The 19415-nt window shown below is 27.7% G+C and carries 18 protein-coding genes and 1 pseudogene; 14 read left to right on the top strand and 5 right to left on the bottom strand.

Features of this window, described 5'->3' with window-relative positions:
- Positions 1-1021: 1021 nt before the first annotated feature.
- The 14 genes and pseudogenes from FD727_RS04115 to apaH all read left to right on the top strand — a co-directional run bounded on the left by FD727_RS04115 (position 1022) and on the right by apaH (position 12209).
- The gene (locus FD727_RS04115) at positions 1022-1174 is read left to right on the top strand and encodes a hypothetical protein (protein ID WP_304622090.1); all 153 of its coding nucleotides are present in this window, start codon (positions 1022-1024) and stop codon (positions 1172-1174) included.
- 919 nt (positions 1175-2093) lie between these two features.
- Positions 2094-2414, top strand: coding sequence for an isocitrate/isopropylmalate family dehydrogenase (locus FD727_RS02315; RefSeq protein WP_159938549.1), 321 nt, complete (start codon positions 2094-2096; stop codon positions 2412-2414).
- Positions 2415-2569: 155 nt separating this feature from the next.
- Positions 2570-2938, top strand: a pseudogene (locus FD727_RS04155) (isocitrate/isopropylmalate family dehydrogenase).
- 14 nt (positions 2939-2952) lie between these two features.
- Complete coding sequence (locus FD727_RS02300) at positions 2953-3090, top strand: isocitrate/isopropylmalate family dehydrogenase (protein WP_159938548.1); 138 nt, start codon at positions 2953-2955, stop codon at positions 3088-3090.
- A 403-nt stretch (positions 3091-3493) separates the two neighbouring features.
- Complete coding sequence (locus FD727_RS04080) at positions 3494-3724, top strand: aconitase family protein (protein ID WP_255454571.1); 231 nt, start codon at positions 3494-3496, stop codon at positions 3722-3724.
- Positions 3705-3854: an aconitase family protein gene (locus FD727_RS04075; protein WP_255454570.1), complete on the top strand. Its 150-nt coding sequence runs from the start codon at positions 3705-3707 to the stop codon at positions 3852-3854. The genes FD727_RS04080 and FD727_RS04075 overlap by 20 nt, the downstream gene beginning before the upstream one ends.
- A gap of 400 nt (positions 3855-4254) precedes the next feature.
- Positions 4255-4368, top strand: coding sequence for a hypothetical protein (locus tag FD727_RS04040; protein ID WP_236393564.1), 114 nt, complete (start codon positions 4255-4257; stop codon positions 4366-4368).
- A 271-nt stretch (positions 4369-4639) separates the two neighbouring features.
- Entirely contained in the window at positions 4640-4783 is a 144-nt protein-coding gene (locus tag FD727_RS04150; protein WP_370515960.1) for a hypothetical protein, read from the top strand.
- Positions 4784-4891: 108 nt separating this feature from the next.
- The gene (locus FD727_RS04145; RefSeq protein WP_370515959.1) at positions 4892-5050 is read left to right on the top strand and encodes a hypothetical protein; all 159 of its coding nucleotides are present in this window, start codon (positions 4892-4894) and stop codon (positions 5048-5050) included.
- A gap of 702 nt (positions 5051-5752) precedes the next feature.
- On the top strand, positions 5753-8032 hold the full coding sequence (lptD, locus tag FD727_RS02285; protein ID WP_159938547.1) for an LPS assembly protein LptD: 2280 nt from the start codon (positions 5753-5755) through the stop codon (positions 8030-8032).
- 128 nt (positions 8033-8160) lie between these two features.
- A complete protein-coding gene (gene surA / locus FD727_RS02280; protein WP_159938546.1) occupies positions 8161-9444 on the top strand; it encodes a peptidylprolyl isomerase SurA in 1284 nt (427 codons plus the stop codon).
- Entirely contained in the window at positions 9444-10469 is a 1026-nt protein-coding gene (gene pdxA / locus FD727_RS02275; RefSeq protein ID WP_159938545.1) for a 4-hydroxythreonine-4-phosphate dehydrogenase PdxA, read from the top strand. The genes surA and pdxA overlap by 1 nt, the downstream gene beginning before the upstream one ends.
- On the top strand, positions 10426-11244 hold the full coding sequence (gene rsmA, locus FD727_RS02270; RefSeq protein ID WP_159938544.1) for a 16S rRNA (adenine(1518)-N(6)/adenine(1519)-N(6))-dimethyltransferase RsmA: 819 nt from the start codon (positions 10426-10428) through the stop codon (positions 11242-11244). Before pdxA ends, rsmA begins: the two co-directional genes overlap by 44 nt.
- A 122-nt stretch (positions 11245-11366) precedes the next feature.
- Complete coding sequence (gene apaH / locus FD727_RS02265; protein ID WP_159938543.1) at positions 11367-12209, top strand: bis(5'-nucleosyl)-tetraphosphatase (symmetrical) ApaH; 843 nt, start codon at positions 11367-11369, stop codon at positions 12207-12209.
- 16 nt (positions 12210-12225) lie between these two features.
- Here the strand turns inward: apaH and folA are convergent, their stop codons facing one another.
- From folA to ispH, 5 genes are all read right to left on the bottom strand, one after another.
- Positions 12226-12744, bottom strand: coding sequence for a type 3 dihydrofolate reductase (gene folA, locus FD727_RS02260; RefSeq protein ID WP_159938542.1), 519 nt, complete (start codon positions 12742-12744; stop codon positions 12226-12228).
- 52 nt (positions 12745-12796) lie between these two features.
- On the bottom strand, positions 12797-16024 hold the full coding sequence (gene carB, locus FD727_RS02255; protein ID WP_159938541.1) for a carbamoyl-phosphate synthase large subunit: 3228 nt from the start codon (positions 16022-16024) through the stop codon (positions 12797-12799).
- 13 nt (positions 16025-16037) lie between these two features.
- The gene (carA, locus tag FD727_RS02250; RefSeq protein ID WP_159938540.1) at positions 16038-17180 is read right to left on the bottom strand and encodes a glutamine-hydrolyzing carbamoyl-phosphate synthase small subunit; all 1143 of its coding nucleotides are present in this window, start codon (positions 17178-17180) and stop codon (positions 16038-16040) included.
- A gap of 246 nt (positions 17181-17426) precedes the next feature.
- Positions 17427-18233: a 4-hydroxy-tetrahydrodipicolinate reductase gene (dapB, locus tag FD727_RS02245; RefSeq protein WP_159938539.1), complete on the bottom strand. Its 807-nt coding sequence runs from the start codon at positions 18231-18233 to the stop codon at positions 17427-17429.
- A 69-nt stretch (positions 18234-18302) separates the two neighbouring features.
- Positions 18303-19256 carry a 4-hydroxy-3-methylbut-2-enyl diphosphate reductase gene (gene ispH, locus FD727_RS02240; protein ID WP_159938538.1) on the bottom strand — a complete coding sequence of 318 codons (954 nt, stop codon included), beginning with the start codon at positions 19254-19256 and terminating at the stop codon, positions 18303-18305.
- Positions 19257-19415 lie beyond the last annotated feature (159 nt).

Genomic DNA, 19415 nt, shown 5'->3' with positions numbered 1-19415 from the left:
TTTAAATAAAATAAATTGATAAATAATCAAATTTATCAAAAATATAAAGTTAAATCATAATTTTTTAAAGATTTTTATTACCAATGCTATTTATGTTAATTAATAATCAAAATTTAAATTGTAATTTTTAATTAAAATAGATATATTTATTACAATAATTAATTTTTATTAATATTTTATATAACAATTTAATAATCTTTGTTAGTAAAGTGAATAATTAATTAAATATTAATTTAAGTAATTAACACTACTATAATTATAAAATTATTTATATTAAATAATTTTAATTATAGTTATTTAATACAACATATATATGATGGCTATATATTAATAAAGAAGTAAAAATTAATATATAGCCATCATATAATGTATAGATTTTAATAAATTATTTATCTAAGTTGCTAAAATTAATTATATTGATTAAAGTTGATATTTATCAAATAAAAATATTAAAATATATAAATTATTAGTTTTATCTTAATATTTTATATTAATTATTTCCTGTCGTTATAAGCAACATAGATTTGTAATGAAAATTCTTATAGTACAGAAAAATAATTAATACACGGCCAATCCGATAAACCAATAAGTTATCATATTTGATACAACTATCTGTGATGCAGAACAATGATTACAAGCTAGTTTGAGTATTAAGAAAAATGATAAATTATCTATGAGTTAGAAGAAAGGAAATAGATGTAATGGTAGTATGATTATACTATGTCATCGTCAAATGATTTTAAATCAGTGCAAAATATTGACATAATATTAATAATAATTGTATTTGAGGATTAGCTCATTGTATAGAAAAAGATATTGACGCTACTTATCAAGATCTATGCATTGCTGAGGTGTTTCGTATCCATATATTTATCTTTACTTTACATATACAAGTTATTACCAAATTACTGTATAATTTGGTTGATGTTATTAAGCAAGCGATTCAGATGGTGAAATAATCACGTGATTATACTCATGATATACAATTTTCATGTGAAGATAGCGGAAGTACTTCAATGATATATGTCACATAGTCGAATCAGCTATTAATGCTGGTACAAAAACTATTAATATTCCACATACCGTCGATTATACTATATCTCCTAATGAATATAGTAATATTATTAATAATTTAATTAATAAAGTATCAAATATTGATAAAGCTATTGTATGAATACATACTCATCATTACCTAGTAGATATGGCTACTGATAATGCTGTTACTGCTATTTCAGTTGAAGCTAAATAAATTGAAGGAACACATTAAATGCTTTGAATGAACTAACTAACGTGCGGGTGAATGTGTACTTAAAAAGTAATTATGGCAATTAAAATCCTAAAATAACTTATAAATCTATATAATAATATTAATCATCAAGAAGTATATCATACTAGCCAAACTATTAATCAAATTTGTAATATACTTATTTCTGCTTACAAAGCTATAATAGGTTCAATACCTTTGTATATTCTTAACGCATTCATCAAGATGATATTTTAAAAAATTACGAAATTTTAATCCTCCAGAATCTATAGACTTACATAAAATTAAATTACATTTAACATCTCGTTCTGGGGCGTGCAATAATAAAATATCATATGGAAAAAATAGACTACAAATAATCTGATTATGATTTAGAAAGCTTAGCGTTTACTAACAAACAAAATTAAGAATTTGAATATTTTCAATTAAATAAATTTAATGTACAGATTAGATCTGACATATTGACAATTGACTCTGTGTAGTTAAATTATGATGCTACAAATTCAGCTAATACAGCTACTGGTAATGGTCCTATAGATGCTATATTAAGCTATTAATCTTATCAATAAATTTGAAACTAAATTAGTGAATTATGATTCAACTACAAAAGGATAAAGGTAAAATATATGAAATCAAGCTAATAGAATAATTAAATATAAAAATCTTAAATTTTAAGGTATTAGACTCGCAATTGATATTGCAAAGCCTTTTGCTAAGACCATGGAAAATGCTTTAAATAAGATATGGTAGACTAAATAAGTAGAAAATATAACATAAATCTTAAAATTAATAGAATTAAATTCTGAATAAATCTTTTAATTTAGCAATTATGCCAGGTAATGATATAGGTTCAGAAGTAATGAAACAGACCATAAAGGTGCAAGATTTAATTTATGTATGTTTCAATATAAATATCAATGGTAATAAATATGATATTGTTTGCATTGCTATCAATAATTATGAAAAAGCATTACCAACAGCTCCTATCACAGAAGCTGAACATACCGATGTTATCTTATTAGGATCTATAGCTGCTCATCAAGAGGAAAATCAATCATTAGATAAACAATCAGAACGAGCAGATCTTTTAAAACTTAGAAAACACTTTAATTTATTTACTAATTTACCTTCAGCTAAAATTTATAAATAATTATAAAATTTTTGTTCCTTATCTGCTGATATTAGTGTACGTGGTTTTGACATAATACAATTTGTATACGTGAACTAATCAGAGATATCTATCTTAGTCCATTAAAAAGAGGTCGAAAAGGTATAGTTCACGTATGAAATTACTTTGATACAGAGATTTATCATCATCGATTTGAAATTGAATGTATTGCAAGTATTGCGTTTAATTTATTCCGTAAAAGAAAAAAGAAAGTGACATTGATCAACAAAGCTAATGTATTACAAAGTTCACGTATGTAGCGTGAAATTATTAATAACCTATTTAAAGAATATATAGACGTACAAATGAATCACCTGTGCATTGACTATTTTATCATGTAGCTTATTTAAAGACAATCACAATTTGATATAATTTTATGTTCCAATTTATTTGGTTACATTGTTTCTAATGTATGTGCTGTGCTGCTTATAGGTTCTATAGGTAGATTAGTTACGGCTAGTCTGAATGAAAAGTATTTTGGTATTTATGAAACAATCAGCAGCTGATTTTGTGACCAATATTGCTAATCAGCATATTACTTACTGATACTATGGCTCAAATACTTTCTTTATCTCTTCTATTACGTCATAGTCTAAATCGATTGAAAGCTGCTGACATTATTGAAAGGGATATTCAATATTTATTAGAAGCAGGATAGACTAGTCATAGTCTTACTCAATGAAATAATAATAAGATTTTGAATATACATGGAATGGATAATATTATTGTTAAATTTATTGTTGAGGAAAACAAAACTGACAACTCTATATCAAAAATTATTTCATTCACATGTAGTTTATGAAGAATATAATATCATTCCATGATTATATATCGATCTTCATTTAGTTCATGAAGTTACATCGCGGCAAGCTTTTTGATGGATTACGTCTCTATGATCGCAAAATATGATAACCATCTAAAAATTGTGCAACAATGGATCATAATAGTCCTACTTATGCTAAAATATTAAAGCATTAAGTAAAATGGTTTATTTTTAAATACAATCTCTTATAAAAGATTGTGATAATTTTAATATTAAACTTTACAATATACATGATTCTTTGCAAGGTATAGTAGTGCACGTTATTGCCTTTGTTAAGCACAGGATAATATTAACAAGTATAACTGTTCTATTTGATGATTTATATACCTTTACTCAAGAAGCATTGAGTGCATTAACATTTAGTATTGGCACTTCAGGAATAGAGCATATATTTGCTACTCAAACTTTGAAACAAATTAATACAAAAACAATGAAAACTCAATTAATAGGTGATATACCTTTATTATGATATCACTGCTCAAGATATAGCATTAGCAATTATTAATAAAATAGGTAGTTTCGGTGGAAAGGGACATATTATCGAATTCTGTGGTAAAGCAATTAAAGAATTCAGTATGGAAGAATGCATAACTTTATGAAACATAACAATTTAAATGATTCCTACAGCAGGTTTAATTAGTGTAGATAGTAAAATGTTTATTATTTAAAAGTAAAAAATACTGTCCAAAAGAAAAACTATAGAATTTAGCAATTAATTACTGGAATTAATTAAAATCTAATGTATCTACAAAATTTGATATTATATTAACATTAAATATTACAAGTATTTCACCCTAAATTAATTAGGAAACCGAGCCCGATAAAGTAATAGATACTGATCAAATCATAGCAAACTTGGTATCATTTATAGATATCCTTAAACGCTCATGTGTAGAAAAGGCATTTATATATATTGGTTTAAAACCTGATATTTAATTAACAAATGTTATTATTAATAAAGTTTTTATTGATTCTTGTACCAATAGACGTATTGAAGATTTGCGTTTAGCAACAGCTATTATTAAAAATCGTAAAATTTCTTCTTATGTTAAAGCTCTAGTTATTATTGGATTTAATCCAGTGAAAAAAAGTAGAAATAGAATTATTGTATAAAATCTTTTTGGATACTGGTTTTGAATTGCATTGTTCTGAATATTCTATGTGTTTAGCGATGAACAATGATTGTCTTGCTTCAATAGCACGTTGTACTTAAACAAGTAATCGTAATTTTTAAAATCACCATGCTCATTGCTGGATGTGCTTATTTAGTAAGTACAGCAATGGCAGGTGCTGCTGCAGTATCTGGTCATTTTGTTGATATTAGAAAATTAAGTTAATAAGTGAAAATATGAAAAATAAATTTTATATATATATATATATCAGAATGATAGCTACAATATATGTAGCTAATATTGATGCTAATTCAATTATTCTCAAGGAATTTTTACAAAAATTTATGCGTACAGATTTAGGTGAATACTTGTTTCATAAGTGGCGTTTTAAAGACGATGCAGGTATTATACCATAACGTAACTTCATATTAAATAAACTTGAATATATAAATATCAGTATTTTACTTACACGTGAATATTTTAGATGTGGTTCTTCAAGAAAATATGCATTATTGGTATTAAAAATGTTGGTTTTTATGTGTTCATTGCACCTAGTTTTGCTGATTTTTTTATCAAAAAGTTTTAATAATCAGTTAATTCAAGTAAAATTAATGCATAAAGAAATAGAAGAAATGTTCCAATTAGTACATAAACATCCAGTTAGTAGCTTTAATGTAAATTAAGCAAAACGGTTCATTATATCTAATAATAAAATTTACAATTTTGATATGGATCATCAAATTTATAAAAATTGTATTATCAATGGTTTTGATAGTATCGAGCTCACACTTCAGCATGAACAATCTATATTAGATTATGAAATTGATCAGTTAACTTTTCATATACTTATAAAACGTTATCTTCTTTTTATCAGGTAATATACTACTTCGATTATTTAATAAATATTAGTGTTAAACACTACAATATTTTAATCAAATCCAATTATTATTCAAATATAAACCTAATTATTCATAAAAGAGATGTATCATAAATAACAAAATGATATCAATATATATTTATATAGAACTTATCTAAATTATAATTAGATGTTCTAATTTAAAAAAATAATTTTTTAAAATTGTTTAAAATATGTTTGTTGCTATAAACAATGTTTTAGATATTATTAATTTAAACATGATGATAGCAGATCTATATAATATAGAAACTTTATAAATTCTAATACTAATCAAATAATCTTAACTAGATTTATAATTAATCATGCTTAAGATTCAAGATTATATTATGATACTTAGTTATTTATAATTATCTTAGTAATTAAGAGTAATTCGCACAAAAGACGAATCTTAATGTTCAATTACTAAATAAATTCGTTAATTCAAATTTTATTATAATGCAAGTATTTATAAGATGATTAAAATTAAGATATGAAAAAATATATATGGATACTAAGTATTATTATACTTAGGATATCTTTTTGTAGTATGTCTTTATTTGCTGAAGATTTAATGTCTGAATGTATGATAAATATTCCTCATTATCATCAATTATTTATAATGGATAATAATAATTCTACGTCTTTACCAATAATCATTCATTCTAATTTAGCTAAAGGTAATTATCCAAATAATATCGTATTTAATGGTAATGTTAATGTACAACAAGGAAATAGTTTATTGTATGCTCATGAAGTACGACTTCATCAATATTTAAAGAAAAAACAAGCTATATTGATACGTACCATGGATGCATTAGGCAATGTTCATTATCATGATGAAAAAATTATTTTAAAAGGAAACCAAGCATGGTTAAATCTAAATAATAAAGATACTAATATATGGAACGCTGATTATCAAATAGTTGGGAAACAAGGTCATGGAAGTGCTGAACAAATAAAATTACGAGATAACAATCGATATATCATTTTAACTAATGGTAGTTTTAGTTCTTGCATATCTGGTATCAACAGTTGGAGTATAACTGGTTCAAAATTAATACAAGATCGACAAAAGAAAATAACTAAGATATGGAATGCTCGTTTTAAAATTGGTAAAGTACCTATTTTTTATAGTCCTTATTTGAGTTTTCCAATTGATGACAATCGCACTTCAGGTTTTTTATTACCTCATGCTAAATTTAGCAATACTAATGGATTTGAACTTATATTTCCTTATTATTGGAATATATTACCGCAATCTGATGCTACTACCAGTATACATTATATGAGTAAACATGGTGTATTATTACAGAACGAATTCCGTTATTTGATTCCATCAAGTTCAGGTTTTATTAATTTTAATTACTTATTATTAAGTTATGATCACTATAACAACAGATTATTAAATAGAAATATCCTCAAAAATAATTCTAATGGTTGGTTATTTTACTGGCGTCATATTGACGATTACAATCATCATTGGTACTTTGACATTGATTATTTCAAAATAAATGAATTTTTTTATTTCAAAGATCTTCATTTAAATAATTTGAATAAAGATTATTTTACACAAAATATTAGTGCTGGTTATCTAAATAATAACTGGAATATTATGCTATATACTAAAAACTTTTATTCTCTTAATGAAAAATATAGCGTATCTTATAGAGCAGTACCAGAATTAGATTTAAATTTCTATTTAACTAATATTAAACCCTTTGAAGGACATATTTATGCACAAATAGTAAGATTCAATAATATAAATAAATTAATGCCTAAAGCAATTCGCTTTCATATTGAACCATCATTAAATTTATCATTAAACAATGATTGGTTTAATTTAAATACTGAAGTTAAATTTTTAGCGACTCATTATAAGCAGAGTAATATTCATTATTTAAGACAATCACATTATTTATTAAGTTATGTTGTTAATCGCACATTACCACAATTTAAGATTGATGGTAGTTTAAGATTTTATAAGAATATAAATAGGGTAAAGGGTTATAATCAAATATTAGAACCACATATAAAATATATTTATATTCCTTATCGTGATCAAAGTAATATTTATTTATATGACACTACAGAACTACAAATTGATTATAATAGTTTATTTAGTGAAAATAGTTATAGTGGGTTAGATCGCATTGCTTCATCCAATAAAGTAATTACTGGCATAACCACACGAATTAATGATAAAAATTTTATCGAACGCTTCAATGTTTCTGTAGGGCAAATTTACTGCTTTTCTCCATCTAATGCTAGCGATATCCATATACAAAAAAAAGAAAAAGATAGGGGAACTATAGTATGGTCAGGTGAAACTTTTTGGAAAATAAGTAATCATTTACATGTAAAAAGTGAATTGCAATATTCTCCCTTTATCCATAGGATATCTCATAGTAATTCAATATTAGAATATCGTATAAATGATAAAGATATGGTACAATTGAATTTTGATTATTGTAATCCAATTTATATTTCACACATTTTAAATAATAAACATTATCCAATTTATACAAATGGATTTTCGCAAATAGGTATCGTAGCAAACTGGATGATTACTAGTCATTGGTCACTAGTAGCAAGTTATCATTATGATGTTGTTAACAACAGATCTACTGAAAATCTAATTGGATTATCATATAATTCTTGTTGTTATTCAATTCGATTAGGATATAAACGAAATATTAATAATTCACAAAATAATAACATTATCTACAATAATCAAATTTCATTTAACATTGAAATACGTGGATTAAAATAGAATTTTAATTCAGAATCTAATTCTGATTATGATCATGATATCATAAATCAGAAAGTAACTAGCTAAAATAATTTCTTGTAAGTTTATCGTTTATAACGTAAACGTTAAAGTGGAAAAACGGACAAAATATGAAAAACTGGAGAATATTGATCTTTAGCACAATAATTATTGCTAATATTGCTTTTGGATCTCCACTACCGATTGATAAAATAGCTGCAATTGTTAATCAAGATATAATACTAGAAAGTAGCATTACTCAGATTATACATAATTTGAACTTACATCTATATAAATCTAGCCATCAATTTATTGATAAGAAGAAATTATATGATCAGATTCTTGAACAACAAATTATGAACAATATTATTTTACAAATAAATAAAAATACTGATTTAAATGTAAGCGAAGAAGAATTAGATGAGACAATTCAACATATTGCCGCTACTAATCATATAACTCTAAATCAATTACATACTATTATTGTGAATAGAGGAATAAATTATCAAGATTATCGTGATCAAATCCGTAAAGAAATTATGATTGAAGTAATTTGCAATAATGAAGTACGACGACGTATTACTATATTACCACAGGAAGTAGAAACTTTAGTTACGCAGTTACGTATACAAAATAATCAAGATATACAGTTAAATATTAGTAGTATTCTAATACCTCTTCCCATATCTGCAACAAAACAACAATTTAATGTTCAGAAAAAATTAGCAGATCATTTGATTTTTAAATTAAAAGATGGTAGTGATTTTAACAAAATTACTGCACAGTATTCAGCTAATGCGGATAAATTTCGAAGCTATAACATCGGTTGGAATAAGATTAAGGATCTGCCTGACATATTAGCTCAGAATTTATATTCTGTGAAAAAAAATGATATTATTGGTCCAATAGTTTCTGACTCTGGATTTTATATTTTAAAAATTAACGATGTAAGAAAAAAAAATGAAAAAAAAATTATAACGGAAGTGCATGTCAGACATATTTTATTAAAAACTTCTCCTATTTTTACAAATGAAGAAGCTCGTTCTAAATTAAAGCAAATTATTAAAAATATTAAAAATAATAAAATTACTTTTGCTAAAGCAGCAAAAGATTTTTCTGATGATATCAGTTCATCTGAACAAGGTGGTGATCTCGGTTGGACAGCATTAGATATTTATGATTCTATGTTTCGTAATGTATTACTTAAATTACATAAAGGACAGATAAGTCAACCAATATACTCTTCATTAGGTTGGCATCTGATTCAGTTAATAGATAACCGTCAAGTTGATAAAACTGATGAAATGGAAAAAGAGCTTGCTTATAACCTTATTTTTAATAAAAAATACTCAGAAGAAATGCAAAGTTGGATGCAAGAACAACGAAATAATTCGTATATAAAAATTTTATCATAATGAATAGTAATCGTTTAATAATAACTCCTGGGGAACCGTCTGGTATAGGTCCTGATCTGACGATTCAATTAGCGCAGTTTAATTGGCCTATTGAATTAGTAGTATGTGCAGATGGCGATTTATTACACCAGCGTTCAAAGCAACTAGGATTAACTTTAAATTTACATGATTATAAATCTAATACAATACCACAACCACAATTGGCTGGTTCATTAACATTACTACATATTAATATCGATAAGCCAGTAACTCCTGGCTTATTAGATATAGCTAATAGCCAATATGTAATTAATACATTAGAGCGTGCATGTGACGGTTGCTTGAATAACGAATTTTTTGCGTTGGTTACTGGTCCAGTACATAAAGGCATCATTAATGATGCCGGTATAATATTTACAGGACATACTGAATTTTTAGCTAAACGTACTGGTATTCAGTACACTGTAATGATGTTGGTAAGTCAAGATATCCGTGTAGCATTAGTAACCACTCATCTACCACTAAAAGATGTTTCACAAACAATTACGTATGATAGATTATACGAAATTATTATTATTTTACATAATGATATAAAACAAAGATTAAGATTATCTAATCCACATATTTTTGTCTGTGGACTTAATCCTCATGCAGGTGAAAGTGGTCATTTAGGGACAGAAGAAATTGAGATTATCATTCCGGTACTTAATGCGTTACGTCAAAAAGGAATACATTTAACAGGGCCATTGCCAGCTGATACAATATTTCAATCAAAATATTTAGAACATGCTGATGTAATACTGGCTATGTATCATGATCAAGGTCTTATAGCTTCTAAATTAAAAGGATTTGGACGTTCAACTAATATCACACTTGGTCTTCCATTTATTCGTACTTCTGTGGATCATGGTACGGGGTTAGAATTAGCTGGTTTAGGAACTGCAGATCCAAGTAGTTTTACTATAGCAATTAAATATGCTATTTATATGTTTGGAAATACTCATGAATCATCAATATGTACATCATCATCCACATTATTCTCGTAAACGTTTTGGACAACATTTTTTAAAAAATAATGATATTATTGACAATATTATATCATTTATACAGCCCCAGAAAAAAGAAATAATGGTTGAAATAGGTCCAGGATTGGGAGCATTAACAAAACCGATAAGTAAATTTTTAGATATTTTAACAGTAATTGAGATAGATCGTAATTTAGTTAAAATATTAAAAAATCATAATTTTTTAGAAAAAAACATTATTATTTATCAAGAAGATGCAATGAATTTTGATTTTTTTAAAATTATTAAGGACAAAAATCAGAAATTACGTATCTTTGGTAATTTACCATATAATATTTCTACTGCATTAATATTTTATCTTTTTCAATATGTTAAAGTAATTGAAGATATGCATTTTATGCTTCAAAAAGAAGTAGTGGATCGTTTAATTGCTATACCAGGAACTAAAAATTATGGTTGTCTTAGCGTGATGTCTCAATATTTTTGTAAAACTATTCCATTATTAGATGTCCCGCCATCCGCTTTTATTCCCAGACCTAAAGTAAATTCCGTTTTAGTACGTCAAGTACCATTCACTGAATCACGCTATCCATTAACTGATGTATCTTTACTAAAGTATATTACTACTATAGCTTTTAGCCAAAGACGAAAAACATTAAATAACAGTCTTAAACATTTATTTACAACTAATATATTAGATTTATTAAATATAAATCCTTCATTAAGAGCTGAAAACATAACATTATCACAGTATTGTCAATTAGCAAATTGGCTAGGTACCTATTGTAAGTTATAAATATAAAGTTGAATCAACTATTTAATTTATTTATTTAAATAATAATTAATATTGATTAGATCAATAATGAGATCTTTTTTAAAAACAATGCATATCAAATACTTTTTTAAAATAAAATCATAATGAGTACATATTTAATTGGTGATATTCATGGTTGTTATGACGAACTTTGTATATTACTAGACAAAGTAAAATTTAATCCATCAAATGACCAACTTTGGCTAACTGGCGACTTAGTAGGACGCGGTCCTAAACCATTGGAAGTACTTCGCTATGTAAAATATCTTGGAGAATGTGTTCATTTAGTACTAGGTAATCATGATTTAAACCTCTTATCTTTATATAAAGGTATTGTAACCAATCAGACACAAGAATCTCTCAATGTTTTATTAAAAAACGAAGATATAGATGAGTTTATTAATTGGTTAAGGTGTCAACCATTATATCAGATAGATGAAGAGAAAAAATTATTAATGACGCATGCAGGTATTACCCCTCAATGGGATTTAGATACTACAAAAATGTGCGCGAATGAAATAACAAAAGTACTTTCTAGCGATGACTATCCATTATTTTTACATGACATGTACGGTAATATGCCAAATAGTTGGACGCCAAAATTAGAAGGAATAAATCGTTTACGTTTTAGTATTAATGCTCTTACTCGAATGCGTTTCTGTTCTTCAAAAGGTCAATTAAATATGCTATATAAAAAAGCACCTAATAAAAATTGTTATATTCCTAATAATTTAAAACCATGGTTTTTAATACCTAGAAAACTTGATGATATGTATACCATAGTATTTGGACACTGGGCTGCTTTAGAAGGAAAAGGTACTCCAAATAAAATCATTGGATTAGATACTGGTTGTTGTTGGGGAGGAAGTCTCACATTACTACATTGGGAGACAAAAAAATATTATGTGCAAAGTTCTTTAAGTTCTGCAAATAACTTTTCTTATTAACTTATTATTAACCTATCTATTTATTAGGTATTATTTTGCGTTCTAAAATTTCAAATCGATATCTATAAGGATTATTTATATCATGATCATATGATTCATTAAATACTACTTTCCATTCTTTCAGTTTATATTTTGGAAAAAATACATCTCCCTCTATATTAACCTCAATGTGGGTAAGATAAAGACGATCTGCATATATGATCATTTTTTCATAAATAGAGCCGCCACCAATCACCATAATTTCTTTAAAATTTCCTACAGAAAATGCAGCTTTTATAGCATGATACAATGAACTAACCCAAATAACACCACTAACTGCATTAATATAATGTTGTACATGATTAGTAACTACTATATTTATACGTTCCGGTAGTGGACGACGACCTATTGATTCAAACGTCATTCTTCCCATGATAACAGGTTTATTAATAGTATTATGCTTAAACCATGCTAAATCAGCAGGTAATCTCCAAGGAATAGTATTTCTTATGCCTATAACACTCTGCATTGATAATGCAGCAATTAAGCTAATCAAACTTAATATATCCTTAATAGTAGAAGTATTACAATATAAATGAATTCAATTATTAACTAATTAATTGAGCATGCATTTCTTGTATAGAAATTATTTTCTCTTTAGGATTACAATTTAATGCCATCATTGTAGCAAAACTACCATTCAAAGTAGTATCATAGTGTACGTTGTATTGCAGTGCGCTATGACGAATCAATTTTGAATCTTCAATTGCTTGACGTCCTTCAGTCGTATTTACTATATAAGTATATTCACCGTTTTTTAAACGATCCTGAATATGTGGACGTCCTTCATGAACTTTATTTACTAAACGTAGATTAATACCAGCTGCACTTAATACAATAGCTGTACCACGAGTAGCATCTAATTCAAATCCAAATTTTTTTAATATTATAGCAAGATCAACAATACGTTTTTTATCTTTATCACGTACCGATAATAATGCACGACCAGTTTTTTTCATATTAGTTTGTGCACCTAACATGGCTTTAGCAAATGCTTCTTCAAAAGTTCGGCCTATACCCATAACTTCACCTGTAGAGCGCATTTCAGGCCCAAGAATAGGATCAACTCCATAAAATTTATTAAATGGGAGCACTACTTCTTTAACGAAATAATAAGGTTGTTCTACCAATTCTTTATTAAAACCTTGTTCAATTAATGTTTTACCTACCATTACTCGTGCTGCAATTTTTGCTAATGGAATACCAGTAGCTTTTGATATAAATGGAATCGTTCTAGAAGCACGTGGATTTACTTCCAGTAGATACACTTCATTATCCTTTATAGCTAATTGTACATTCATTAAACCACATACGTTTAGCTCAAAAGCTAGTTTTTCTACTTGCTTTCGTATTATATTTTGAATATTTTTATTTAAAGTATAGGGAGGTAATGAACATGCTGAATCACCGGAATGAATGCCTGCTTGTTCAATATGCTCCATAATACCAGCAATTAATATATTTTCACCATCGCATATAACATCAACATCTACTTCTACTGCATCATCAAGAAAACGATCTAGTAGTACTGGAGCATTGTTAGAAACAGAAATAGCGGTTTGAAAATATCTATTTAAATCAATTTTATCATAAATAATTTCCATAGCTCTTCCTCCTAAAACATACGAAGGTCTTACTAACAATGGGTAACCTATACTAACCGCTTCGTTTAACGCTTCTTCTAAAGAATTAACAGTAATATTTGCTGGTTGTTTAAAACCTAAAGATTCTACGGTTTGTTGAAAACGTTTACGATCTTCTGCTCTATCAATGGCATCTGGATTAGTTCCAATAATTGGTATGCCATACTTTTCTAGATCTCTTGCTAACTTTAGTGGAGTTTGACCTCCATAATGTACAATTACACCTTTTGGTTGCTCTATATAAGCAATTTCTAATACATCTTCTAAAGTAACTGGTTCAAAATATAAACGATTAGAAATATCATAATCAGTCGATACAGTTTCAGGATTACAATTTATCATAATTGTTTCATAACCATCTTCACGCAAAGCTAAAGCAGCATGAACACAACAGTAATCGAACTCAATACCTTGGCCAATACGATTTGGACCTCCTCCTAAAATTATTATCTTAGAAGAATTACAACTTGGATTAGATTCACATTCTTCTTCATATGTAGAATATAAATAATTGATATCTGTGTTAAATTCTGCTGCACAAGCATCAATTCGTTTATATACTGGATGTAAATTATATTGTTGACGGATTTTATAGATTACTTCTTCGTTTACGCCAACTAAGGAAGCTAAACGAGCATCTGCAAATCCTTTACGCTTTAGAGCGTATAAAAAATCTTTTGTTAATCCATTTATTCCTCTGTGTAAAACTGTTTTTTCTAGTTTTACTAATTCTTCAATTTGATATAAAAACCAAGGATCAATATTAGTTAAATCAGCTATATTGTCTATAGACATACCAACACGAAAAGCATCTGCAATATACCATATTCGATCAAAACCAGCATTTTTTAATTCACGACGAATACAAATTAATGCTTCATTATGATTAATATCCACTTTTGGATCAAATCCATTAACACCGATATCTAAACTCCGTAATGCTTTATGTATTGATTCTTGAAAGGTACGACCGATGGCCATTACTTCACCTATTGATTTCATTTGAGTAGTCAAACGATCATTAACTCCAATAAATTTTTCAAAATTAAAGCGAGGAATTTTAGTAACTACATAATCAATACATGGCTCAAATGATGCTGGAATATAATCAGCTGTAATATCATTCATTAATTCATCTAATGTAAAACCAACAGCTAACTTTGCTGTTATTCTGGCAATTGGAAAACCGGTAGCCTTTGATACTAACGCAGATGACCGAGAAACACGTGGATTCATTTCTATAACAATGAGACGACCAGTAGTTGGATGAACTGAAAATTGAACATTAGAACCCCCGGTTTCAACACCAATTTCACGTAAAATGGCTAAAGAGGCATTGCGCATTCTTTGGTATTCTTTGTCAGTTAAAGTTTGCGCTGGAGCCACTGTGATTGAATCACCAGTATGAATACCCATAGGATCAAAATTTTCAATAGAACAAACGATTATACAATTATTATTTTTATCACGGACAACTTCCATTTCATATTCTTTCCATCCAATCAATGATTCATCAATTAATAATTCAACTGTAGGAGACATATCTAAACCACGTTGACAAATCTCTTTAAATTCTTCATGATTATAAGCAATACCTCCACCTGTACCTCCCATAGTAAAAGAAGGACGAATAATACATGGAAATCCTACTTCTTTAACTACCTTTAATGCATCTTGCATATTATGAGCAATACCAGAACGTGGAGTATCAAGACCAATATTCTTCATTGCCATATTAAAAAGGCAACGATTTTCAGCTTTATTAATAGTATTTGAAGTCGCACCTATCATTATTACGTTAAATTCTTCTAATACACCTTGACGTTCTAATTCTAGTGCGCAAGTTAGTGCAGTTTGACCACCTATGGTAGGAAGTATTGCGTCTGGTCGTTCTTTTTCAATGATTTTACGTACTATTTCCCAATGAATTGGTTCGATATAGGTAACATTAGCTATTTCTGGATCAGTCATAATTGAAGCTGGATTAGAATTGATTAAAATAACACGGTAATCTTCTTCACGTAAAGCTTTACAAGCTTGTACACCAGCATAATCAAATTCACAAGCTTGACCAATAATAATTGGGCCTGAACCAAGAATTAGAATGGACTTTATATCAGTACGTTTTGGCATAATATTCTCCTAATTATTTAACCCGAGAACGGTAAATGTTAATCAGTGCAATAAAATGATCGAATAGCATAGATGCATCATGAGGACCTGGACTGGATTCTGGATGTCCTTGAAAGCTAAAAGCAGGTTTATTAATGCAGTGAATGCCCTGAATTGTCTGGTCAAATAAAGAGATATGTGTAATACGTAAATGGTTAGTAGTTAAATTACTTTTATCAACGGTAAAATTATGGTTTTGTGCAGTAATTATAACAATATTATTGTCAAGATCTTTTACTGGATGATTAGCACCATGATGACCATGTTTCATTTTGATAATTTTTGCTCCATTTGCTAGAGCTAATAATTGATGTCCAAGACAAATACCAAAAATCGGAATATTAGTGTTTAGCAATATTTTAATGGCTTTAATAGCATAGTCACATGACTTTGGGTCACCAGGACCGTTAGAAAGAAAAATACCATCAGGATTAAGTTTTAATACATCCTCAGCAGTAGTTTGTGCTGGTACAACTATTAAACGACAGCCACGATCCACAAGCATACGTAGTATATTACGTTTAATGCCATAGTCGTAGACTACAACATTAAATAATAGTTTAATAATTTGTTTTTCTTCTCCTTTAAATGCAGAACTACCTGTTTGCCATATATAATATTTTGTAGTAGTTACTTCTTTTACTAAATCTACTCCTTGTAAACCAGAAAACTCTTGTAAATTTTTCAAGGCTAATGAAATATTTGAATCGTTACCAGAAATAATACATCCATTCTGTGTTCCTTTTGTACGTAATAAACGAGTTAATTTACGTGTATCAACATTAGAAATACCGATAATATTATTACGCTGCAAATAAGACGAGAAACTTTCTTCGCTACGAAAGTTGCTAGTAGCAAGAGATAAATCACGTACTATAAGACCACGTACATGAATTTGACTAGATTCTGCATCTGTAGCATTGATACCAACATTACCAATATGGGGATAAGTAAGAGTAACAATTTGGTGAGAATATGATGGATCAGTGACTATTTCCTGATATCCAGTCATTGATGTATTAAAAACTACCTCACCTACTGTAAATCCGGTGACACCAATAGCTTGTCCATGAAATCTGGTACCATCTTCCATAACCAATAGGGCTGATTTACTCAAAATATTCTCCACTGAATAAGCATAATTTTGTATTTTATGCTAATTTACATCGATTATTTCAATTAAGGAAATCAATATGCATCGTTGATATTTACTCTATCAGTATCATAATAAATAACTTTAATACTTCAAGTAAGTAGTACATTATTAATAGTTTGAATTATATTAAAATGAGTTTTGAATGGATAAAATTCTTTTTTTATCTACTATTAATCATAGTAATATATGCATATCTAATTATATAGTCTATAAATCTAGCACATCAAACATGTTATAAAGACCTACATTCTTTTTATTAAGCCATTGTGCGGCTTTAATTGCACCATTAGCAAAAATAAAACGACTAGAAGTCTTATGAGATATTTCTATCCTTTCTCCTATATCAGTAAACATTACTGTATGTTCTCCTATAATATCACCTGCTCGAATACTAGAAAAAGATATAGAATGTGGTTTACGTTCTTTAGTAGTTCTTGCATCATTATGAATTATATGGTCTTCTAATTTCCAATTCATACAATTTGCAATAACATTTCCTATTGTTAATGCTGTACCAGATGGAGCATCAATTTTATGACGATGATGTGCTTCAATAATATCAATATCAGTATAACTACCTAGACTTTTAGTAGTCTGCTTAATTAGATTAAGCATTAAAGTGATACCAACACTAAAATTACTAGAAAATACAATAGCAATTTCTTTTGATGCAGCATAAATTATTTCACATGCTTTATCATTTAAACCAGTAGTACCAATTACCATTGCTTTATTATGTTTACAACAAAAATCCAAATACTTTAATGTTCCTTCTGGACGAGTAAAATCTATTAATACATCAAATTTATCAATTACTTCTTCAAGATTATTATTAACTATTACACCAATTTTGCCAATGCCCACTAAATCTCCAGCATCTAAATCCAATTTAGATAATTTCCTATGAGTTAACACTGTTCCAAGTAATACTCCTTTTGTTTGTTGAACTGCTTGAATTAAATATTTTCCCATTCGTCCAAAAGCATCAACTATAGCTATACGAATATAAGTCATTTTAGATTTATTCCTAATGTAAACTCATACATATAAAGGAATTTAACCACTCCACTCAAAAAATGCTAATTATATTTTATGTACTTTAATACATAATTGTTTTGGTAATTTAAACACAAAATTTTCTTTATTACCCATTAATTCTCTTATTACTTTTACACCTCCTATAGAACAAAAATATTCAATTACTTGTTGTACTAAAATATCTGGTACTGAAGCTCCTGCAGTTAAACCAATATATTTTATATTTTTTATCCACTTTATTTGAATATCATCCACTGACTCTATTAACTCAGCAAATTTACAAATATTCTTAGCTAATTCCATTAAACGATTAGAATTAGAAGAATGTTTCGATCCTAACACAAGTATTAAATCACATTGTTGTGATAATAATTGTACAGCTCTTTGTCGATTGGTAGTAGCATAACAAATATCACTGTGACGAGGTCCAGTAATGGTAGGAAAACGCTGTTTCAATAATCTAATTATATTTAAGGTATCGTCAACTGACAATGTAGTTTGTGTTACAAAACAAAGTTTGTTTTCATTTTTAACCTTCAAACTAAAAATATTCTTTGAAGATTCTAGTAAATATATTCCGCCATTAGGATTGTTATATTGTCCCATGCTTCCTTTTACCTCTGGATGGCCCGCATGTCCAATAAAAATAACTTCCATATCTTGACGACTAGCCTGAGTCACTTCTATATGAACTTTAGCAACTAAAGGACAAGTAGCATCAAATAACATAGTTAAATTACGTGATTTAGCTTCTTTACGTACTATTTCTGAAACGCCATGAGCTGAAAAGATCAAAATAGCTTTATCAGGAACTTCTCTAAGTTCTTGAACAAAAATTGCACCATATGAACATAAAGTGTTCACTACATAATAATTATGTACTATGTCATTAAGGACATAAACGGGTTTTCCATATATATTTAATGCGCGTATTACGATATTAATAGCTCGATTCACACCCGCACAAAATCCTCGAGGATTAGCTAATATAATTTCCATTATTTTCTTTAAAAAATTAATGTCTGAAAATTTTAACTGTTTATAATTTATATAATATTTAAGATATAAATACTTTTTTCTCTATTCATTTAATTAAAACAAAATTTGTTGTTTTATATAAAAATAGTGCGTATACAACATCTTTTAATTCTTATGAAT

The sequence above is a fragment of the Pantoea sp. Mhis genome (assembly GCF_009830015.1).
Note: the sequence above shows the minus strand (reverse complement) of the source record. Positions and strands in the feature narration are given on the sequence as shown.

Coding starts and splice junctions, on each gene's coding strand:
- FD727_RS02315 (WP_159938549.1), top strand. CDS start 2,094: ATGCCAGGTAATGATATAGGTTCAGAAGTAATGAAACAGACCATAAAG.
- FD727_RS04150 (WP_370515960.1), top strand. CDS start 4,640: ATGATAGCTACAATATATGTAGCTAATATTGATGCTAATTCAATTATT.
- FD727_RS04145 (WP_370515959.1), top strand. CDS start 4,892: ATGTTGGTTTTTATGTGTTCATTGCACCTAGTTTTGCTGATTTTTTTA.
- lptD (WP_159938547.1), top strand. CDS start 5,753: ATGAAAAAATATATATGGATACTAAGTATTATTATACTTAGGATATCT.
- surA (WP_159938546.1), top strand. CDS start 8,161: ATGAAAAACTGGAGAATATTGATCTTTAGCACAATAATTATTGCTAAT.
- pdxA (WP_159938545.1), top strand. CDS start 9,444: ATGAATAGTAATCGTTTAATAATAACTCCTGGGGAACCGTCTGGTATA.
- rsmA (WP_159938544.1), top strand. CDS start 10,426: ATGAATCATCAATATGTACATCATCATCCACATTATTCTCGTAAACGT.
- apaH (WP_159938543.1), top strand. CDS start 11,367: ATGAGTACATATTTAATTGGTGATATTCATGGTTGTTATGACGAACTT.
- carB (WP_159938541.1), bottom strand. CDS start 16,024: ATGCCAAAACGTACTGATATAAAGTCCATTCTAATTCTTGGTTCAGGC.
- dapB (WP_159938539.1), bottom strand. CDS start 18,233: ATGACTTATATTCGTATAGCTATAGTTGATGCTTTTGGACGAATGGGA.
- ispH (WP_159938538.1), bottom strand. CDS start 19,256: ATGGAAATTATATTAGCTAATCCTCGAGGATTTTGTGCGGGTGTGAAT.